At 45.2% G+C, this 20216-nt stretch carries 18 protein-coding genes; 3 read left to right on the forward strand and 15 right to left on the reverse strand.

The window, feature by feature from the left end; all coding sequences use genetic code 11:
* Nucleotides 1-47 precede the first annotated feature (47 nt).
* The 5 genes from K5R16_RS19065 to K5R16_RS19085 all read right to left on the reverse strand — a co-directional run bounded on the left by K5R16_RS19065 (nt 48) and on the right by K5R16_RS19085 (nt 4695).
* The gene (locus K5R16_RS19065; protein ID WP_220739588.1) at nt 48-674 is read right to left on the reverse strand and encodes a flavin reductase family protein; all 627 of its coding nucleotides are present in this window, start codon (nt 672-674) and stop codon (nt 48-50) included.
* A 147-nt stretch (nt 675-821) separates the two neighbouring features.
* Nucleotides 822-1853 (reverse strand): HlyD family secretion protein, encoded by a 1032-nt coding sequence (locus K5R16_RS19070; RefSeq protein WP_220739590.1) that lies wholly within the window; start codon nt 1851-1853, stop codon nt 822-824.
* Nucleotides 1850-2161: an Mg2+ and Co2+ transporter gene (locus K5R16_RS19075; protein ID WP_220739592.1), complete on the reverse strand. Its 312-nt coding sequence runs from the start codon at nt 2159-2161 to the stop codon at nt 1850-1852. The genes K5R16_RS19070 and K5R16_RS19075 overlap by 4 nt, the downstream gene beginning before the upstream one ends.
* 531 nt (nt 2162-2692) lie before the next feature.
* Entirely contained in the window at nt 2693-3106 is a 414-nt protein-coding gene (locus K5R16_RS19080; RefSeq protein WP_220739594.1) for a hypothetical protein, read from the reverse strand.
* Nucleotides 3106-4695 (reverse strand): S41 family peptidase, encoded by a 1590-nt coding sequence (locus K5R16_RS19085; protein WP_220739595.1) that lies wholly within the window; start codon nt 4693-4695, stop codon nt 3106-3108. Before K5R16_RS19085 ends, K5R16_RS19080 begins: the two co-directional genes overlap by 1 nt.
* Nucleotides 4696-4955: 260 nt before the next feature.
* On the opposite strand from K5R16_RS19085, the gene K5R16_RS19090 reads away from it, so the two are divergent.
* Both K5R16_RS19090 and K5R16_RS19095 read left to right on the forward strand, forming a co-directional pair.
* On the forward strand, nt 4956-6011 hold the full coding sequence (locus K5R16_RS19090; protein WP_220739597.1) for a cysteine synthase A: 1056 nt from the start codon (nt 4956-4958) through the stop codon (nt 6009-6011).
* Between the two features lie 67 nt (nt 6012-6078).
* Nucleotides 6079-6573: a peptidylprolyl isomerase gene (locus tag K5R16_RS19095; RefSeq protein WP_220739600.1), complete on the forward strand. Its 495-nt coding sequence runs from the start codon at nt 6079-6081 to the stop codon at nt 6571-6573.
* 46 nt (nt 6574-6619) lie between these two features.
* Here the strand turns inward: K5R16_RS19095 and K5R16_RS19100 are convergent, their stop codons facing one another.
* From K5R16_RS19100 to K5R16_RS19115, 4 genes are all read right to left on the reverse strand, one after another.
* Complete coding sequence (locus tag K5R16_RS19100) at nt 6620-7243, reverse strand: phage terminase large subunit family protein (RefSeq protein WP_220739602.1); 624 nt, start codon at nt 7241-7243, stop codon at nt 6620-6622.
* Nucleotides 7244-7266: 23 nt separating this feature from the next.
* Nucleotides 7267-8394, reverse strand: a complete 1128-nt coding sequence (locus tag K5R16_RS19105; protein ID WP_220739604.1) for a diguanylate cyclase — start codon at nt 8392-8394, stop codon at nt 7267-7269.
* Nucleotides 8395-8958: 564 nt separating this feature from the next.
* A complete protein-coding gene (locus K5R16_RS19110; RefSeq protein ID WP_220739605.1) occupies nt 8959-9339 on the reverse strand; it encodes a DP-EP family protein in 381 nt (126 codons plus the stop codon).
* 102 nt (nt 9340-9441) lie between these two features.
* A complete protein-coding gene (locus tag K5R16_RS19115; protein WP_220739607.1) occupies nt 9442-12693 on the reverse strand; it encodes a winged helix-turn-helix domain-containing protein in 3252 nt (1083 codons plus the stop codon).
* 380 nt (nt 12694-13073) lie between these two features.
* Here K5R16_RS19115 and K5R16_RS19120 point away from each other — a divergent pair, with 380 nt between their 5' ends.
* Nucleotides 13074-13394 carry a hypothetical protein gene (locus K5R16_RS19120; RefSeq protein WP_220739609.1) on the forward strand — a complete coding sequence of 107 codons (321 nt, stop codon included), beginning with the start codon at nt 13074-13076 and terminating at the stop codon, nt 13392-13394.
* 58 nt (nt 13395-13452) lie between these two features.
* On the opposite strand, the gene K5R16_RS19125 is transcribed toward K5R16_RS19120, so the two are convergent.
* The 6 genes from K5R16_RS19125 to K5R16_RS19150 all read right to left on the reverse strand — a co-directional run bounded on the left by K5R16_RS19125 (nt 13453) and on the right by K5R16_RS19150 (nt 20127).
* Complete coding sequence (locus K5R16_RS19125; RefSeq protein WP_020910844.1) at nt 13453-13662, reverse strand: molybdopterin-binding protein; 210 nt, start codon at nt 13660-13662, stop codon at nt 13453-13455.
* 361 nt (nt 13663-14023) lie between these two features.
* Complete coding sequence (locus K5R16_RS19130) at nt 14024-15127, reverse strand: FAD-dependent monooxygenase (protein ID WP_220739611.1); 1104 nt, start codon at nt 15125-15127, stop codon at nt 14024-14026.
* A 3-nt stretch (nt 15128-15130) separates the two neighbouring features.
* A complete protein-coding gene (locus tag K5R16_RS19135) occupies nt 15131-17254 on the reverse strand; it encodes a LodA/GoxA family CTQ-dependent oxidase (RefSeq protein ID WP_220739613.1) in 2124 nt (707 codons plus the stop codon).
* A 2-nt stretch (nt 17255-17256) separates the two neighbouring features.
* Complete coding sequence (locus tag K5R16_RS19140) at nt 17257-18402, reverse strand: ferritin-like protein (protein WP_220739615.1); 1146 nt, start codon at nt 18400-18402, stop codon at nt 17257-17259.
* Between the two features lie 59 nt (nt 18403-18461).
* Nucleotides 18462-18662, reverse strand: a complete 201-nt coding sequence (locus K5R16_RS19145; protein ID WP_220739617.1) for a hypothetical protein — start codon at nt 18660-18662, stop codon at nt 18462-18464.
* A 295-nt stretch (nt 18663-18957) separates the two neighbouring features.
* A complete protein-coding gene (locus K5R16_RS19150) occupies nt 18958-20127 on the reverse strand; it encodes an MFS transporter (protein WP_220739619.1) in 1170 nt (389 codons plus the stop codon).
* Nucleotides 20128-20216: the final 89 nt, after the last annotated feature.

Genomic DNA, 20216 nt, shown 5'->3' on the forward strand with positions numbered 1-20216 from the left:
TTATTTATGCCAAGGGCTACTTTGGGATAGCACAGCTTTAAAGATCATTAGGGTTTTATAGGCCTTGATAGATCAAAACGATTGTCTTCTGAAATACCGTAATAGGAAGTGGGTCCACCTGCTCGTAAAATTGGCGCGGCTTTAGTGGTTAGAAACTCTCCCTCGGCGCTTAACAACTGCTTATCGATATGCACGGCAACGACCTCGCCTAACACTAACCAACTATCTATTTTGTCCCCATCTGCCCCTTGCAGTTGAATCAGTTGCGTAAGCTTACATTCAAAGTTAACTGGGCTCTCTGCAACGTAATCGGCTGCAACTATCGAAGCTGGTTTAGCAGTGAGACCAGCAAAATCGAATTCATCTTCATCGTTGGTTAATGCCACCGAACTCTGATTCATTTTTGCTGCCAAGCTTTTAGTTGCCAAGTTCCAAGTGAACACCTTAGTTGCAGCAATATTGGCGACACTGTCTTTCCAGCCAATGCTGGCAAAGCCAATGATTGGCGGACGATAGTTGAAGCAGTTAAAGAAACTATAGGGTGCCAAATTTCGCTGACCTTGGGCGTTGCGAGAACCTATCCAGCCAATAGGACGAGGCCCGATTATTGCGCTTAATGGATCATGGGGTAGACCATGGCCTTTGTTGGGCTCATAAAAGTAGCGTTCATCCATATACTTTGTTCCCTTTTTTACATGCTAAAGCTAATAAGGTGGTAGCCTTTCAACTTAGTGCTTGGTTGTCAATAAAACTGGCTTTTGGAAATAGTATCACCCGCTAGCATTATGGCTAGCGGGCTTATGTATTGGCTATGTGTTGGCTTATAGTGGATTTAAGTATGCCTTAACGGCTTTTAGTCTGACAGTTGCAGCGCCAATGATATCGAGTACCCCTAGTATTGAGTGAGGTTTCTCTGCACTGACCCAAGCGGAGCCTGTGGCGCCAATGGGTAACATCGCCATGGTGTTGTCATCCACTTCAAGCACGACGGTTCTGCCGACTGGCATTGAGCCAAGGTTGATATGGCGAGACACCATCTGCTCGCGAGGTAATAAATCGCCCTGTGCCTCGCCTGTAGCTTCTACCTTACTGTGCACACGTGCTCTAAAAATCTGTCCTGGATAGGCATCGATATAGAATTCAGAAAACTGCCCCGGTTTAATATAAGCGTAGGATTGATCTGGAATACGCATCTCGACAAACTTTTTGCCGGTATTCCACAGGTGCATAGAACCTACTCGAGTGCCATCAGCAATGTAAACGTGAGTCACCATGCCATCGAATGGCGCGCGCACTTTTAGTCTCTCTAATTCAAAATTTTGTTTACGCAGTTGCGCGTACTGCACCTCGAGTTGAGCGGCTTGCACTTTCAAATCAGCTTGGGTGATCTCAACTTTATCGGCAGCATTTTCAAGATCTCGTTCACTGACGTGTTCACCAAGTTCGGCTTTACGCAGGTAGTTCCGTTTCGCTTGGGCAAGTTTAACCTCAGTGGCTTCGACTGCACGTTCGATCTCTTGCACTTTTGCATTGATCTCATCAATCGCACTGGCCACTTTATCATCGACCAAGGTGTAGATTAGCTCCCCTTTTTTTACATGCTGATTGTGAACCACTGAAATGGTTTCAATCTGTTGCCCAATGGCGGGTGATAGCACGGCATGTGGCGCACGTACGGTTGTAGAGTCGGTGAGATCTGCAGGCGAATAAAAACGATGCGCCAAGAACAGAGTGGTGGCAATTAAACAGCCTACCAACACACTAATAAAGTAGTTACGCGGTCTTTTTTTGATCACATTGAATTTAAACAGTAACCAACAAATAAAAATATAAGGCAACATTATCTCTTTCATGCGCGTGTCCCCCTAATCCACTGTTGTACCTTGTCCCAATCGGTGACGATTGCGATAACAGCTAAAACCCACAGCGGTTTCCAGAGCAGACCAAGCATACAGAGCCAAAATACCAGCTTTGCTTGCTGCATACCGCGCTCTTTGGCTAAGTACTTGGGCAGGGAGTGCAGATGCCATAGCTTAATGGCCACCCAGCAAAAAACACCGACGGTGACAGCGGTGATGACCCACATAAACGCAACGGAATTGAGTAATCCCATCGTGCCAGGCAAGTTGGTATAGATTAAGTCGGTATCATGGATTTTCATTAAACTCTCATAAGCCAATTGGCTGGGATCAAACGGGTTAGAAATTAGGTTGATCTTAACCTTGGTAAGCTGAATCAAGCTTGAACTGCTAAAGGCAAAAGTGTGACTAAGCGTCAGATTGTAAAACTGTTATATGAAGTCAGCTATTTATGGTTTGAAAGCGTAAGTGGTGGTGGAGTGTCCTTATACCAATCAGTATAAAGATTTGATCGCTCAGCGAGAGTTTAGCGGCTTTGAGGTAAGGCAATGAATGAAGATCATAGTTATTCTACGTTCAAGTTCATTAACGCAGCATCATAGCCGATAAAACTCGCCTGTAGGAGTGTTTTTGGCTTGCTACTTCTGCGTTGAATAAACTTATAAGGGAACAACCATTATGTCATTACTCACTTTGAATTAGCGTGCCAAAAACGCTCTGAGTAGATCAACTTCTTATACTGATTGGTATTAAATACAAATTGCTTGCTATAACCTACATCTAGCGCATAAAAAAACGCCGCGTTAGCGACGTTTTTTATGACTAAATAGTGTTTATTCAGCTTTGCATTTAAGCTTCGGTAGTTGTCTACTTTGCTCAGCGTTAGCCAGCTTTATAGAACATTTATCGTCCTGAATATACAGTTGCACCATTTGTGGCATCTCATAGGTTCTGCCCATGATGAGCTGACCAGTAGCATCTTTATGCGGCGCTCGTTCAATGGCCAGTAAACTGCTTTGTACAAATGCCGACGGGCTAATTTTGACATTGTCGGTATTAAGTAAACTGGCGATGGCTTGCTCAAGCTGACTGACGCTATTGGCATCGGCCGACATTAACACTGCTGGTACTGCTTTAGTTTCACTCTCAGCAAAAGCACTGCAGCCACTTAACCCCACGATAAAAATGGCGCTAAATATCAGCTTAAACATCTGGCTACACACTTGGCTAAACACTGGCCTACACATTAGTGTGCTCCTTGCATGTCACTTAAAATACGGTTGTTCTGCCAAAGAGTTTGCTTACGATTGTCTTCCAACATAAAACCTTCATCAACAAAATCATTTGCAGCAGACGCGCGAGACACGCTAGCAGCAACCGCTGGGCAACGTTGGTTATCACGATAATAAAGTGCAGCACTTAGCAGGCGCTCATCAGGATCACCCAGAGCATGATTTAAGTCATCAGTAAGTGCACAACCTTGCACTTCGCTAGCGAGTGTTGGGCTGGTTGACGGCACAAATCCGTCAGAGTACTCGCCAAAGCCTTTTTCATTAACGCCTTTAAATTGGATGGTGAAGTAAGTGGTAGCACAGTTCGGTGTTGGGTAGAAACCATATGGCTTACCACAGGTTGTACCGCCTATTTGAATCACTTCGATATCGACACCACGTAAACCGTTCATTAGCGCTTCACTGGCAGAGCAGGTGCTTGATGTGGTTAATACATAAACCCTTTTTAAGTCCAGGCTTGGCAGTGGGGTTCCACCTGTAAGAAGGCTGGTATTAAAACCTAAAGTCTCGCCTATAAATGGCATAGGAGACAGCGCTTGATTGGTAATAGGGTTAATGTTCGGGTATTTATCGTTAAAGCTGGTTTCTTCGAAAGTCTTATTTTCGGTTGCCTCTTTACCTGCAATCATATAACCGAGTTGGCTTGCCATTGCGAGTAATCCTCCGCCGTTATAGCGCAGGTCGATAACAAGATCGTCAACGTTTTCTTGGCTTAGGCTGGTTAGCGCATCAAACAGCCCACGTTCAGCAGTTGCGATATGAGAGTTAAATTGCAGGTAACCGACTTTACCGTTAGCGGTTTGAATTGTTTTAGTGTTTTGCACTGGGGTCGAGATGATGGTTTGTGCCGTTAGTGTTACTTCGCGGTCAGCTGAAGCGCCTAAGTCTCGAATGGTGAACGTCGTTTGCTTACCATTTGCGCTTGGATATAGTCCAGCTCTGATAATGTCGATACTGGCGCTATCAGCGGCATCTCTGACACTAACGCCATCAATTTCTACAATGACTGCGCCGCGAGTGATATTGGCAACGCTGGCGGGAGAATTTGGCTCGTTATAAGCCACGGTGACTTTTCGCGCGCCAGCTTGTGAGCCATCATCGACCTTAAAAGTGATACCGTAGCCTACAGAAGCGCCAGACTGATTCTGCTGCTCCCATTCTTCAGTCGACATAGAGAAGTGGAAGTTATCTTTGTTGCTGCCAGAGTCTGTAAGCTCCTTTGTGACCAGTAACTTAAAATAATCAGCAACTGAATAAGGCGCAGGATCGCGATCTTCAATTTCACTGTACCAAAGGTAAGTGTTGTTGCTCCATGAACGCAGCCATAGCTTTTCAGTCAATGCACTACCCGTTTGGTTAGCGCTACATTGGTTGATTAAACTCGACTCGCTAGCAAACTGTCCCTGCACCCATGTTGGGCCATCACTGCCACCAGAAGGCGGTGTAATGCTAGGAGAACCTGAATCACCTCCACCTCCACATGCAGATAGACCAAGGCTTGCAGCAATGATAAGTGGCAGCATTTTTGTAGAGTACAACTTCATAAATAATCCTTTATTATCTCTAGTTCAACGGAACAGCTGAATACAATCAACGTCAGTTGCAACTTTATTACAGTTGCAGCGGTTTGTAATGTAAATTTGCATTAATGTTGCGCTTTTTCGTTGTGAGCCCCTGTTATAAAAATTTACTAATGATTATTTGTCGCAGGAGGGAAACAGAATTTAAGCGATAAAATCTCGACTTGCTTTCAAGAGAGCTAGGCTTAGTATATGAATATGCTTAATAATCATTAAGGCAGTTTATGGAATATCCTTTGCTATCAAACAATATCACTCAGCTTATTGGTCATACTGATCTATTACGGATCGATAGCTTATCGACGTTAAGCGGCTGTGACATTTTACTTAAATGCGAACAGCAAAATCCTGGCGGTTCGATTAAAGATCGCGCCGCATTGCAGATGGTGCTGGATGCGGTTGAGGCTGGAAAATTAACAACCGGCATGACGATTGTTGAGGGAACAGCTGGTAATACCGGTATCGGTTTAGCGCTCGTCGCCAAAGCGCTGGGTTTTAAACTGCTGGTGGTCATGCCAAGAGGCCAAGCACCAGAAAAAGAGCAGATGATTAAACTCTATGGCGCAGAACTATTATTGGTCGATGCCTGTCCATTTGCTAACCCCGAGCACTTTTATCATACCGCGAGGCGTCTGGGCGAGGCTCGTGATGACTATTGGTGGGCTGACCAATTTGAGAATGTCAGCAATAGTAAAGCTCACTATCAACATACAGCACCAGAGATCTGGCAACAAACCAATGGCAATATTGATGCACTGGTTTCTGTCGCAGGTACAGGTGGCACCATTGCTGGCAACTCTCGTTACTTGTCGGAACAAAACCCGGCGTTGCAAACTTGGCTTGTTGACCCCGATGGTTCTGGTATCTATAGCTACCTCAAGCGAGGGGAGTACCAGTCCAGCGGTAGCTCTTTTACCGAAGGGATTGGCATAATGCGCTTAGTGGAAAACTTCAAACAAGCAAAAGTCGATAAAGCGATTACGTTGCCAGATCTTGACCTTATTGCGATCGCGCGTCACGTGCAGCAACAAGATGGCATAGTGCTTGGTAGTAGCGCCGCACTTAATGTAGCGGGTGCACTATTTGCTGCGGCTAAAATGGGTAAGGGCAAGCGGATAGTGACCTTCTATTGTGACGTAGCCGAGCGTTCATCATCTAAATTGTACAGTGCAGAGTTTTTGGCTGACAAAGGTTTTGCGTCAGTGATTGAGCCACTAGATCAGATGTTTGAGCGCTATCGGCAGCAAGCGAATGATACGGTGGTGGACGTACAGCCTTAACCGGGTTGCAGTATCTGCTATAACGCAGGTTATACTGGCGGCAATTATGTAGTGTAAGAGAATTGATATGATTATTTTCAGCACCAACTTTGGTGATATTGAGATAGAGCTCGATTTTGAAAAGGCGCCAGTGAGCTCGAAGAATTTCCTTAAATATTGTGAAGATGGCTTTTATGAAGGCACCATATTTCATCGGGTAATAAAGGGTTTTATGGCGCAAGGTGGTGGTTTTACTGCCGAAATGGAGGAGAAACCTACCCGCGCTGCCATTGTTAATGAAGCCAATAGAGGCCTTAAAAATGTCAGGGGCTCTATTGCTATGGCGCGCACCGATGCGCCGCATTCTGCAACCGGCCAGTTTTTTATTAACTTAGCTGACAATTCATTTCTTGATTATACCGCAACCACTAATGCAGGTTGGGGCTATGCCGTATTTGGCAGCGTAACCGCTGGAATGGAAGTGGTGACTAAAATAGGTCGAGCTAAAACGGCGACTCAAGCTGGGCATGATGATGTACCTAGAGAGCAGATTATTATCGAGAAAGTGATTATCAACCGCTAATACTTTTTAAGTCGAGCAGCATAAAGGGCTAAACAAAGCGCTATTTTTAATAGCGCTTTTTTGATCGCTGCCGTTTTTTAAATGTCGCTAGCTGGCCAAAAACAATGCCCACTAAACAGCTCGTCATCAAACTAATGGACATTTGCTCAACAGATAAGCTCGCAGCTCTGCTTTGAATAAACAACATAAATAGAAACAGTATGACGGCAGTCGCTTGCGCTGTTTTTATGCAAGGCTGCTGATTAGTTACTTTTGCCGTTTTCTGTTTCATCGCTATCACCCGCTTCAGACTCTTGATTTTGCAGCGTTGCTGCAGAGGCTTTTTAAGTAATAACCAAATTGGAGCGGTTAAGGCTAGTAACAATAGACTGGTGACATTCCATAAGCAGGGAATAGTGCCACTGCACTCAGGGCAAACATAGCCAAACCAATGAGCAAAAGCGTTCCCTGAGCTCCATAATCTTGCGGGATTAAGTGCCTTGCAGTGTGGGCAGGGGATAAATTGGCGCTCGAGCATAGGTCGGGTGCTGTGTTTTTCAATTAAGATCACTTGCGGTAAGCGTTGCCCAAGTATAAGTTCATTTATAGTCATTACAGGGTTAATTGCCCAGAACAGTAGTTGTGGGCTAGCAAACTGCAAAAGTTGAAACTTATCTTGGTCATATTGCATGTTAACCTCCTGTTTAAGCAATCTTAAAGGCAGGCGTTGATTCTATTTCTTCCGTCGGCTTTAGCACGGTAAAGGGCAGTGTCGGCGGCACATAAAAGCGCAGTACTTGTTCTATACTGGCCGTTTATTTCGCTCGCATGGCCTTGGCTTACGCTGACGCTTACTGAGGCATCAAGGCCAATATCCATGTAAGTTAAGTCATTAATGTTCTTTTGAACTAAGCGTGCAGTTTGCTCTACTTGCTTGGCGTTGCAGCTTGGCATAATGATGGCAAACTCTTCACCGCCATAGCGGGCAGCGGTGCAGTCAGCATCAGGTAAAGAGCTTTCAATCGCTCGCGCAATTTTCTGTAGGCAGTAGTCACCCAAGATATGGCCGTACTTGTCATTAAAAATCTTGAAATGGTCAATATCTATTAATAACACGCTGATTGGGCGCTGCTTGTCGGTGCAGCTTTGCCAGTGATTTTGCAGTTCAGCATCAAATACACGGCGGTTAGCTAATTTGGTTAAGCAGTCGGTCGATGCCCATTGATGCAGCTGTTTGTATTCCATACGGTATTTGGTTAAATCTCTAATCACGATAGCGAACATCGGTGTACTTAAGGCAAAGTGAGTGATTGACACTTCAACGTCTTTATTGCTTTTGTCCATTAGCCGCAGGGTGGTTTCTGCTGGTGGGTGGTTTAATGGCCGAGCACCTGTTCGAGACTCTATAACCATCTTTTGATATAAACTTTTTTGCGGTTCTAGTAAGTAGGTTTGCCACTGTTGACCGATTAAAGTGGGTGCACTCATTGGCTCTTCGGTTCTACTCAAACCATCAGGGCTTACGGCTTCATTATTATTAAGATTATCACCGACTAAAAGATCAATGGCGTGTTCGTTGATGAGCTGAATTGTGCCATGCTCATCAACGACCACTACCGCTTCCATTAATAGATTTACCATCATTTTTATCGGTTGTAGTTCAGCTTGTTTTAGCTGACTGATGGTTTTCAGTGGGGTAAAGCTCAGGGTTTCGTTGTAGGTTGTTTGGTTGATATTGTTAGTCGATGGCAAATCTGCGTTGGTACTTTTCAGCTCTACTTTACTAGAGCCCGTTGTCGTTAATGTCGCACTAGCAGCCGTATCAGTTGGAGTCGCCAACATAACAATATCCCTTGTTTATGATTGAGTTAACGCTTAGCCCGCGTTTATTGAGTGAATACTTTATCTAAATATATGGCTGGTAACCTTTCGGCAATCTTCCTGTTTAAGTTATTGTTATTATGATTATTATTTTAAATGCGGAAGGTTGTTCTCTAGGTCTAAAGTCTTGCTGGTGGGTTGTTTAGGTGGAAAAAAGTATTGTTTTTAAAAGGTGTTAGCTAGGAATTGGAATAAAAATAAGCAGAAGGGGCTGTATGATAAAGTGATTTTTACTAGCTTGATTTTACTGAGGCTAATGGGGAATTTTGTTGCTGAGTTAAGTTAGGGATCGTGTAATCCCATTTTTAGTAGAGCGGTTTTTTGGTTGATTTTGTTATTGAGAGTGCGATAAGAAAATGAGGCGCATGGGCCTCATTTCTGAGATTAACTATGGATGGCCATGGTTAATTCTGATAAGCACTAGACGGGAGGCCAGAGTAAACCAGAAACTAAGGCAAAACACCTCGGTTAGCTAAGTACTGTTTTGACTAACTGTGAGCGTCCATGTATGTCTATAGTTATTCTTTATTGAGGCCCATCATTAATAACTTCAGGATCAGGGCTTAACACTGTAAGGTTATTCTGTTGGTTAGAAAGAATAAATCGGAAACCTGTTTTACCAACTGTTGTATCTGAATCTATGAGATCGATATACGGCCCGTTGCCGTCTTGACCCAATTCCACACTATCAATTACGTTATCAAATGGAGTCGTGAAGGCAGCCCCAATAAACTCAAGTCCTTTTTCAGTTTTGTCTACCAAATAATAGCGGATTGTGGTTGGCTCTTTTACAACAAAGCTGCCAGTAGTAGTTGAACCACCTTGGCTATAGTTGAATTGAGGTACATTATCATTGTTTAAGGTTACGGTTAGTGTGAATGTTTGAAGGTTTGTAATGTTAGGCATATTATCTTCCTTTGATGTTGGTGGGTTCTGGTTAATAAAGTTGCTTCGCTAGTTTCTAGTGAATTAAGATGGATTCTATTAAGTACTAATTACACGTCATATTTAAAAATTAAATACTTTAACTCCAGATTTTTTCAATAAGCTTAATAGTTCTGGTTGACTTTCTAATTGACCTAAGCAATCAAGAGCCTGTGTGTAAGGTATTGTATAGCTAGGGTTTTTGTTTTTTTCTACTATGTTTTCTAATTGATTCTTTGCTTTATTACATAAAGTCAGTTTTGTCTCATCTCCTCCAAGTGCAAGGTTTACATCTAATTGCACTAGTTGACTACTTGCTAAGTTAGTTGCATAGCGTATATCAGTGGGATGATTTTCTAGGAGAATTGCGAATAATTGAGTTGACTGCTTAACTTGTTTTAAGCTTCTAGCATAGTCACCTACAGTAAAAAAATAGTGTGCTGCTGCAAGGTGAAATTTTGCCCATATCACTTGCTTTTGATTCGAAGAAAATAATAAAGCGTCAGCGCTTAAAACATTAGCAACTTGTTCAGGGTGATATTGCTGCTCAATATCATCGAGTTGCTTTGTTCTTAAAGTTAAGATTGTAAAATAGGCATCATATTGTTGGGCGCGCCAGATGTTGTTATTAGGATCTTGCTCTAATGCTTTTGATATTGTTGAATAGCTCAATTCTGCCTGGACTAATGCTTCTTCATTGCGACTTACATAACTATATAGATAAGCAAGATTTTCGTGGCTACCGCTTAATCTGTGGAGCGTATAAGGAGGGATACTTGGCAAGCTCGAAAGTAAGCGTTGAATTTGCTGGTGAATGGTAATTGCAGTTTGAATATCTCCTTGAGAAAGTGCTGCACTAGCTAACCAAGATCGAGCATTTGCAACATCTGCAATTAGCTTCTTATTATTTTTATCTCCAGATAAGGCTAGTTGTTTCAATTCAAGTGAAGCCTCAAAATCTCTGCGTGCACTTTCAAAATCCTGCTGCTTCATTGAAACAGACCCCAACGAATTCTGCGCATAAGAAAGCTCCATCAACGACTCGGTGTCATCAGGTGCGATATCAAACATAGTCTGACCGTAACTCTTATAGAGTTCCCACCACACCCTAGCGGCATCCCAGTCGCTGTTGTCGTAATCGAGCTGGCCTATCCAAAAGGCGTTGGCACCGAGGGTTTTGAGCAGCTCTAAATTGTGCGGTTGCTTTTTTAGCAACGCGGTGAGCTTGTTGCGGGCAGCATGAAAAGCGTTATTGGCTTCATCTAATTTATTACGTGAGTAGGCGACTTCGCCCATGGCCTCAAGGGTTTGCGCGTGTTGGAAGTTGGCTTCAAAACCTAAGTCATTGTTGAGCTGAGCGTCGTCACTAAAGTATTCTAATGCCTTGTTGCTAATGCCATCGAGCAGATCCATACGGCCGATGCCGCGCATCTTGTCGGCGAAATCGCCCACCATAAAGCCGAGCAGGTTCTCGGCCGCTAAACGCTTTTGTTGCGCCACGTTTTCTGCTTGGTTACTTTTAATGCTCATAATGACCGACACCACTGACAAAACACACAGGGTGGCAATCGTCATACGCTTCACCCAGCGCTTGCTGCGCTGTTGTTTGCTTGATGCGGTAATAAGCTCACGCTCTTGCGGCTCGATGGTAAACAAGGGGTTTTGTTGCAGTGCTAAAGCTTCTTTTAACGGTTTGCCGTCGGCGAGCAGATAGGCACTATTTTTGTGTTCTTTGCGCCAGCGCTTAGCAAGGTGGTAAAGACGGCTTTTAATCTGTAGGTCGCTAAGGTGCGCTTCTATCCAGCTGGTTGCCCGTGGCCAGCGCCTTAATAGCGCTTCGTGAGCGATACTGAAACAGGGCTCATCATTTTGTAGATGGGAGACAAACAAACGGCTGTCGACCATGGCCTGCACTAATGCGGTTTCTGACTCGGTTTTTAACTGCGACCAGCGGGCGGTGCGGCTGGTAATTGAGGTTTCATCTTCACGCAAGGTGACCAGTAAAGATAACACCTGCGGTAGACTGGCCTTTTGCGGTTCAGTTAAGGCGTTAATGGCGTCTTCGGCATTTTTGCCAATTGCGCCCTCAATGCCGCCAAGCTCTTGATAGACCGACAGTAATAATTGGTTTTCGCTACTGCGGCGTAGATACAAGGCTTGCAGCATAAATTGCAGCATCGGCAGGGCGTCGGGGTTACTTGCCGCTTCGCTGCAGATGATTTCATCGAGCGGCATAGCGGTGTCAGGATCGCTGTCCCAACTTAGATTGGCTGCAATGGCTGGTAGGCGGATCATCTGTAGCAGTTCACTGCGCGATGGCGGCGCTAAGTCAAAATGTGCGCCGCGACTTTTGCCCGCCATGAGCGTTGGGTAGTTGACCAGCAGTGGGTAGAACTCATTACGACATGCACTCAATACAAGTACAGTGCCTGAGGTCGACAAATGCTCAATGAGCTCGACGAACTGGTGGCGTTCATCATCATTAAATAGCGGTGATGAAAGTAAAATCTCTAACCTATCGATAAACAGTGCGAAGTGAGTAAAGCCACTACTTTGATTTTTAAGGGCTTGCTGGCAAAGCTGAATAATACTATTGGGCTCGGCTTGTATGGCGCTGGCTAAGGTGTCGGCGCTGTAGCCATCAAATACGGGTAGATCGCTCAACTCCCAGTCGAGCATGGTGCTGGCAAGTTCAATAAACAGCTGCGAGCTGGCTACATCGGCAAAATCTAATTCGCTATAAGAGGCCACTTTGACACTGTTATACCCTGCAGTCGTCATTAAGTTTGGCATCACGCCGGCGTTAATGAGTGAAGATTTTCCGCTGCCGCTAGGGCCCAGGGTGAGACAGAACGCGCGGCCATATTTTATCTGTTGGCTGATCCTGTCTAGCAGCACACTTACCTGCTTGCCCCGGCCAAAGAATACGTCGGCATAGTCAGCGGAGTATGCTTGCAGGCCTGGAAAAGGTGAACCACTTAGCCAGCTTTGGCTGTCGGCAGCTTCCTCTTGGCCAATAGGAAAGCGTACTTCTGCTAAGGTGCGGTAACCGCGCTTGCGAATAGTTTCGATAAAAATGGGCGAGGTAGCACTGTCGCCAAGGGCGCGACGAATTTGGTTAATGATTTTATGCAGCGGGTTGTCACCCACGTCGGTATTGGGCCAACAGTGGTGCACTATGTCGTCGCTACTTAACACTTCACCAGCGCGCTGACAAAGTAGGTTAAGTACATCCATGGCTTTAGGTTCTAACTGCTTAAGCTGTTTACCGTTTCTTAGGCTATTGGCATTAGGATCGACTTGCCATTCACCGAAGAAAAAAGTGTTATCACTCATAGTTTCATTCCATTGGCCCTATAGGGTGGCGCAAATGACCTAGGGTAAGGTTGTTCCTACTGTATTTACCCGGAAAAATAGTCAAAAAAATTCATAAATCAGACGGTTAAACACTAAATTGTTAATGATTATGGCATCGTTCTTGGTGTAGTTAAAGTGTGAATGTTGTTAATTAGTTGTTTATTTTTAATGTTGCAGTCTGCGAAGAGTTCGCTGACATCTCAGGCTTAGAGTTTAAGTTAACTGCAAGGTTTTTTTACTATGGTATTTTGACTAAAGGCTTATTTTTATTGGCTTGAGGAGTTAGTAGGTCTTTACTTTTTGGTTGATTTGTTCGATGTTTAGCTTGGTGATAGTGGTTTTGGTCAACGGAGGACAACATGTCAGTATTAGCTATGGGCTTTGTGGTGCTGTTTATAGGCATTGCTTTTATGGGATTGCCGGAGCTTAATCGTACGCTTAAGCAACATGATAGGCAGCAGTGGGACAGTTTACTGGGTTCGCAGGGGCGTTTTATGGCGTCTTTTGATAGGTTGACGTTATTTTTCTGGACGCTTGGGCGTGGCTTCGAAATCTCAGACAATATCGATATTCAGTACGTTGGCCATCAAGCTTTTAAACAAGCAACGCGAGTGAAATACACCATTTTGTTGGGAACATCTCTGATTATTATTGGCTTTGTTATCTCGCTATTTGGCTGATTAAAGCCGCTATTACAATTGCAACAGCGGCTTTGCTGACCAAACCTAGATGACTTGGTTAATCTACAGCAACCATCACATTGCTTGCCTTGATTATGGCATATGCATCACCACCAACCACTAGGCCAAGTTGTTGGCAAGATTTTTTAGTCACAACAGAAGTGATCTCAACGCCTGGTGCCAATTCAATAACGACTTCGTTATTAACTGAACCTTCGTCGATTGATTTGATTTTGCCGTTTAGGGTATTGCGTGCGCTGATTTTCATGGAATAGTTCCCTTAATGTATGAGGGCGAAAGTATACGTGCGTAGTATGCTATCTATATAATTTTAAAGTTAAATTGTTACATTTGTTTGAAGTAAGTCGCAGATGGTTAATAAAAGCTAGCGGCTGTTGAGCTTTCGAGCTTAGTTTTTGTTCTAATTCTAAGCCAAGGCTTGAGCGATGATGCTTAGCGAGCTAAATGAAAAGTGCGTAACGCATTGATTAAAGCGATGACAAAAGCATTGAAACGAACCCGAACGGCTGTGCTTAATATAAAGACAGCGCAATGACTGCGCGGTCTTTGGCTATCTATTCAACGGCAGAGTGCTCGACTGATCCGGTTGTAGCTTATGTGGTATTTGGTCATTGCAGTGGAGTTTGCCTCTTCTGCCAAAACTCGCTTTCAGGCCAGCGCTGTTCTTGATTATAGAAGTAGGCCTTTTGCTCAAGGTAGTTGATAAAGCTGTGGGCTAGGTTATTGCGATATTGATTGATCTCCAGCGTGTTATTTCTGAGCCAAGCTTCAATTGCTGTTGCGGCATCTATGCCATTTTTAAGTGCTTTGTAGATCCCTTGCGAGCTAATAGGATCGAAGCTTGACGCGGAGTCGCCAACGGCTAGCCAGCACTGGTCGGCAGGGGGATCCATAATGGCAGACTGGGCAACCCAAGTGTGCAGGTTACTTGGGGTTGCTTGACCTGCAATAGGGCTAATATGTTGGGTGAGTTGCAGCGCGTGCTGCCAAGCATCAATGCTTTTGAGCTGCTTTTGCTTGATAACCTCGGCGTCGCTGGCAACGGTGACGATGACCTTATCATTGGGTAGGTGAGCTAAATACCACCAACCATAATCAACAGCTTCTAGCAGGGTCATCTGCTGGTAACTCTGTTTCGTGATGATGTCGCTAGCGTTAAAGTAGCCGCTTACTGCAACGAGCTGATCTTCAACTTGTACTTTAGCGTTAAATTGGCGGGCAACTTTAGCGCTACGGCCTGTGGCATCAACGATAAAGCGACATCGAATTTGGGCCTTATTACGTAGAGTTACTTTAATCGGATAGGGGTGTTGCTCTTGGGTTAAGCTAGCAAAATGGGTGTTTTTCAGCAGTGCGCCGCCCTGTTTTTCGACCTGCATAGCGAGAAACCTGTCGAATGCGCTGCGGTTTAAGTGCCAGCCGTTGCCCTGGGGGTTAAACAGGTAGTCGTTATAGCCGAGTTGATCGCTGCCCCAGCTTGAGTAACTCCCTAAGCAAGGCGCATGTTTTTGTGCACTAAAGGCGCTCCAGATCCCTAGTTTTTCGAAGAGTTCGCGGCTGTTGGGTGGGATGCTCTCGCCAATTCGAGGGGCAGTGTAATCACTGCCCTCGATGACAAGCGTATTGTTAACCCCAAGGTTGTGCAACGCAATCGCAGTTGCACAACCAGCAGGGCCTCCTCCGACGATGATGACGTCATAGAGTGGTTTCATCGCTTACCTCTTTTTGTTGATGGCAGTTTCGTTGCCAGCAATCATCGGCCAAGGGGTGGGTTGCTTCAGTTCTGGGGTTTTACCTTCGAGCTTACTTTCCACTTCTAGATAGACATCATCGGGGTAGCATTGGCCGTCATCTATGATGCTGGCTTGTACTATCACACCAATGTCGTTCCATTTTTCAAGCATCTCACTGTACTGCCAGAAGCGGCCTGCATTGGCTAAGTTACCACTGTCCGTTGGGCTATTTTCTCCCGGTACTGTGCCGCGGCCTCTAACTGAGTAACGCTGTGGCGGTAGGCCATGACGGTCTTTATCTATCTGTGAGTCTTGAAAGTCTTGGGCGGTATAAACCGTCACTGGACGCTGGGCTGGCCACGACCAATAGAGGGTTTGTGAGTCTTGGGTGTTGGGAGAGGTTTGATGAATAGCGCAAGAGTTGTAGTCTGCATGCCATGGCAGTGCCATAAATTTAGTGGCATCGCCTGGCTCTAGCCCTAGGTGTTCAACATCTTCATGGCGGGGGATCCAGCCAAGAGTCAGTAATGGGGCTTTATAGCCAAGGCTTTGGTTGCTAACAGCGGCGTAATCGAGGGTTTTGTGATGAATACGAAAAGGCCCTGCGCCTTGCTGCCAATTGGTGATATACATACTGGGCTCGCGGATCACCCAGGTCATATCGATACCTGGGCTAAAGCGACCTCCAAGGCAGTTTTGCAGCGTGGCTCGGTCGAGGTATTCACCCGCGCCAAGTGGCTTGTCGTTACTCTTTTTATATTGGTGATTAGACCAACAATGTAGAGCATGGTATTGGCTCACCGTTGGGCTGAGAAACGGTTTGCCGCCAGCGGGACTTGAATCGCCAAGTGCCAAAGGCATTAGCGGTGCTCCCACATCGATAGATTGTGAACGCCAACTTGCTTGCTTTCCGGCGTTGGGTTGGCGAATGTAAGCAAGCCCTGCCAAGATGGTTTCGTCGGGATTGTCGTCGGCACTAATACTGTCGACACTGTTATGGGCGTCAATGGCAAAACTGGGCAGATAGGCATTCCACAATTGCTGCGCTGTGGCTCTGAAGAGAGGTTTAATGTGGTCGTCGAAAGCCGGCTGATAGTTGGGGTTAAACTGACCGTTACTGAAGATGGCTGGATCTAAATCTAACTGTCGTAAAAATAGATCATATGCTTCGTCAAACAGTGATACGACATTGAGTGTTTGCGGCGCATAGCTTGGGTCTGTCACCACCACCCAGCCACCAAAAACTGTGGCGGTAGTGCCATCGTCAAACTGCACGGTGGCATTGACTGGGCCGTCAGAGGTGTCGTCAAACCATTGGTCATTATTGACGGGATTATTTATCTGCACTTTATCTTTTGCATCTAGCTTCCATGCGTTACTTTTACCGTAACCACCAGCAACAATGAGTCGACCACAGCTATCCGTTTCCATCTCTCCTAAGCTATCGATACGCCCTTGAGGCGTTTCTAGTTGCTCAAAGTGCATATATGGGAAGGACTGTGGATAGTCAGGCAGCTGTTGGATTTCAGCGTTTTTTTCGATAGATGCGACGTGGTTAGGGCTAAATTCTACTTTGCTATTACAACCTTTCAACACCCGTGGGCCGGCATCAATAATTAGCTTTTTGAGTCGCTCGCCATTGTATGGGTCTAGACCCTCGCGCAAGTTTCTTAAGGTCGGCGTGGCACCGTTGTCATAAGCGACTGCACCATGGTCGTCATCATTGGCAAACCAGCTGCATTTTTTGTTGGCTAAATGGACACTCCAAACAATGTCGACGACCTTCTTGCCATCGATAACACTGCCAATTTTAATCTCTTGCCCATCTGCTGCTGGATATTGCTCTACCTTCTCTTCAGGATAGGCAAAAATACGAAAGCGTGCCGCTTGGCGTTTAAAGGCACCATAGGCATCACGGAACTCTGAGCTTTTTATGATGGTATTTTCAGTGCCAGGACGAATAGGTAACCCGCCAGTTGTAGGATCGCAGGGCTTACCGGGTTGCGGCATTGCGGCAATGGATTCTGGTGCAAGATAATACTCACTGCTATTGCCCACGCGAGCAATACCAATAGCTGGATGAATTTTAAAAATAGACTGGCTCATGATTATTGCTCCGTTTGGCTTTGTGAAGTAGAGAATACTGGGACGACTCCGTTTTCCCAGCAGGCGGCTATTGCTGCGCCGACTTTGTACATGGTGGTGCCAAATTCGGCGCCAGCCTCATGCTGTACCTGCTCGACACTGATGCCATTCTCTTTGGCCAACTGTTGTTGATAAATAGGGTTAAACACAATATTCATTAGCTGTAGGAAATGACCAAAATGGCTAACGAGGATCTGCTGGTTTTGAAGTCCTCTAGGGCTGCCAAAATTTAACGGAAAGGTTGCTGGCAGTGTTTGCTTGCGCAGGTAAGTAAACTTTTGGAAGTGATCCCAATAGGGCTGAATGTCGTCAATATGGTTTTGGTACTCAGGTGATAGCTGCTCTTGTTGGTAGTCTTCAAAACGTTGCTCAATGGGGACGTCTCGATTGATTTTCTCATCGGGCCAAGCTGCGCCTTCCCCTTGGTCGACAATTAAATCGATTAACCCATTCACTTGCGTGAGTCCTTCGCAGCCGTCTTTGCTTACCGTTAGTGAGCTAATTTGTGGGTAGGTCGACTGGAAATGAGCCACTTGGTTAACATTGGCGCTGATACATTCGCTGAGCATCGCAGCACCTTCGCGGATTGCATTGTAGATCTCACCAATTGAGCCGTACTCATCGCTGCTAGGGTTTAAGGTTGCAGGGCTTAGTTCGCCAGGGCATTCGATAATACACATAGTGTTGATACGTTCGACATCCATTGGCCCTATTTGAGTGCTATAAGGGCTGAAGACTTTTGTGGGTTGATTGGGATTTTCGGCAAAGTCTAGATGGGGCACCTCTTTGCCATAGTGGGGGGCGGTAATGTGCAGATCAACACCGTAGGCGTTAGCGATATTGGCTGCACACTGCATATGCAGCATTTCTTGATTGACCACTGAGCGCACTAAGCGTCTGGCCTCAGACGCTTGGTCGATGACGGAGTACATTGCCGACATATAAAATGGAATGGTATAGAGTTCGACGTCGACGGCCCATTGTAAATGCTCTCGCAGAGCCTCAATGGTCCAGAGGTTTTTATTCATAATCCTTTTGGGATGCACGATGTCGTGGCTGGTTAGCAGTTCTTGCTGCGTTCTCATCCCGAGAAATTGTTTAATACTCATCATGTATTTCCTTTTGGTGCGCTGCATAAATTAGCTGGGTTTACCCCATTGCTACAGGGTTATTGAGTGTCTACGTGTAGTTTTTTTCGCTCCGCAGTAATATCTACTTGGCCAACTTTATCGCGGTGTCTAGCTGTTACGTCAGCCGTTGCAGCGTATGCACTGGCCATAGCTGTCGCCGCTGAAATAAACAGGGTTAGTTGTTTTTTCAAGTAATGCTTAGACGTTGTTTGCTGTAGAGGTGTTTGCTGTACTTGCATGACAGTGACTCCTTGTCGTCAATTAACATCCGTTGTTAACCGGGTTACTCATTTACACTCGAAGTAGAGGTTAGGTGAGATCGCTACTGGTAACCTTTCGGAAATCTTCTTTTTAATTAAGTTATTACTTATCAGCTGCTTGATATGACTTTCGATTTGTTTTATTGCAGATGTTAGGCGCTAGGGTTTGGGGGGCGGGAGCTTACTTGAGGCTAGACTATGCTTGAGCTGTGATGGTTAGATGATAAGAACATTAAAGCTAATGTTCTTATCCTTGTGTGTTTTAAAAGGTGGATTAGCCGATAGCGGGAGTTTGGCCGCTATGGGTTTTGTGTAAACTTTTTAACAGCATATAAATAGACGTTGTGGTCAACACAAAACCTAAATACAAAATCAGCGAATGCGCAGAACGGTTGCTGTGCTCGGCAATGATAGGACCAAAAACGGAGCCGACACTGTAACTGAGCAGCATTAACTCAGTCGCTGCGACTATCTTTTCTGCCCCTATGGCTTCACAAGCAAGCGTGATTGCAATGGGGTACAAGGCAAAGCAACTTGCACCCAGAATAAAGTAGCTCACGCTGATTATTTGCATTGATTTGCCGTCTAACACTCCCACAATACCTATGGTTCCAAGTAGACAAAACAGCGCCATCAGTAAGCTTTTACTGACTCTTATCGATAAAAAGCTCACTAATGGTTGAATGAGCATACCGCCAATAATAATCACTGCCATTAGAAATGCTGTTTTATCGGTACTGGCAAGCTGGGTATTAATGTAGCTTGGCATCAAGCCATATATAGGCCCGAGCAACATACCTGAGACTAGGCAACCTATAATGGCCGGCGTGCTTATTTTACGTGCTTCTTTTAGTCCTATTTTTTGATGCTGCAACTGCAAAGGTTGACCCTTTTTAACCAGCAGTGGCGGCAGTATGGCAATGAGCAACAGCCCTATGACACAAAAAAATGGGGTTAAGCCGCTAATGCCAATAGGACCAATAGCAAGCTGACCTAAAGCGCTACCGCCATAAAGCGACATCATATATAAACCTAATCGCTTGGCTCTTTGCTTAGCGCTATCGGCCATGAGTAACCAAGACTCCACCACGACAAATACACCAGCTACAGCTATGCCGGCAATGAATCGTGCCGTTAGCCATACCCACGCAACTGGAAACATGAGCATCAATAGAATGGTTGCTATCAATAAAGATAGGAACAGGATAAGTGCCAAGCGATGACTGCTCTTTGTGATAACAGACTGCACCCCCATTGTGCCCACGAGTATGCCTAGGTAGAAAATACTGGCTAACCAAGCTGTCAGTGAACTGTCCATGTTAAATGAGGTTAGAGACAACGGTATAAGGCTCATGAGGAAGCCGGAAGCGATTGCAAAAAAGGCTAGTCCTGTCACTGGGGTGAAGGTGCTGTTTTTTACGGTTAAAAAGGCAGATTTATCCACCTTGTACTCCTGAATGTATATGCTTTTGCATATTTGATGCTAAATATTGGGAAGCGGAGTTTAGGCTTTTTTTTTATAAAGTAAAGATT

Origin of the sequence: Shewanella sp. c952 (assembly GCF_019654975.1) — a bacterium.
Taxonomy (GTDB): Bacteria; Pseudomonadota; Gammaproteobacteria; order Enterobacterales; family Shewanellaceae; genus Shewanella.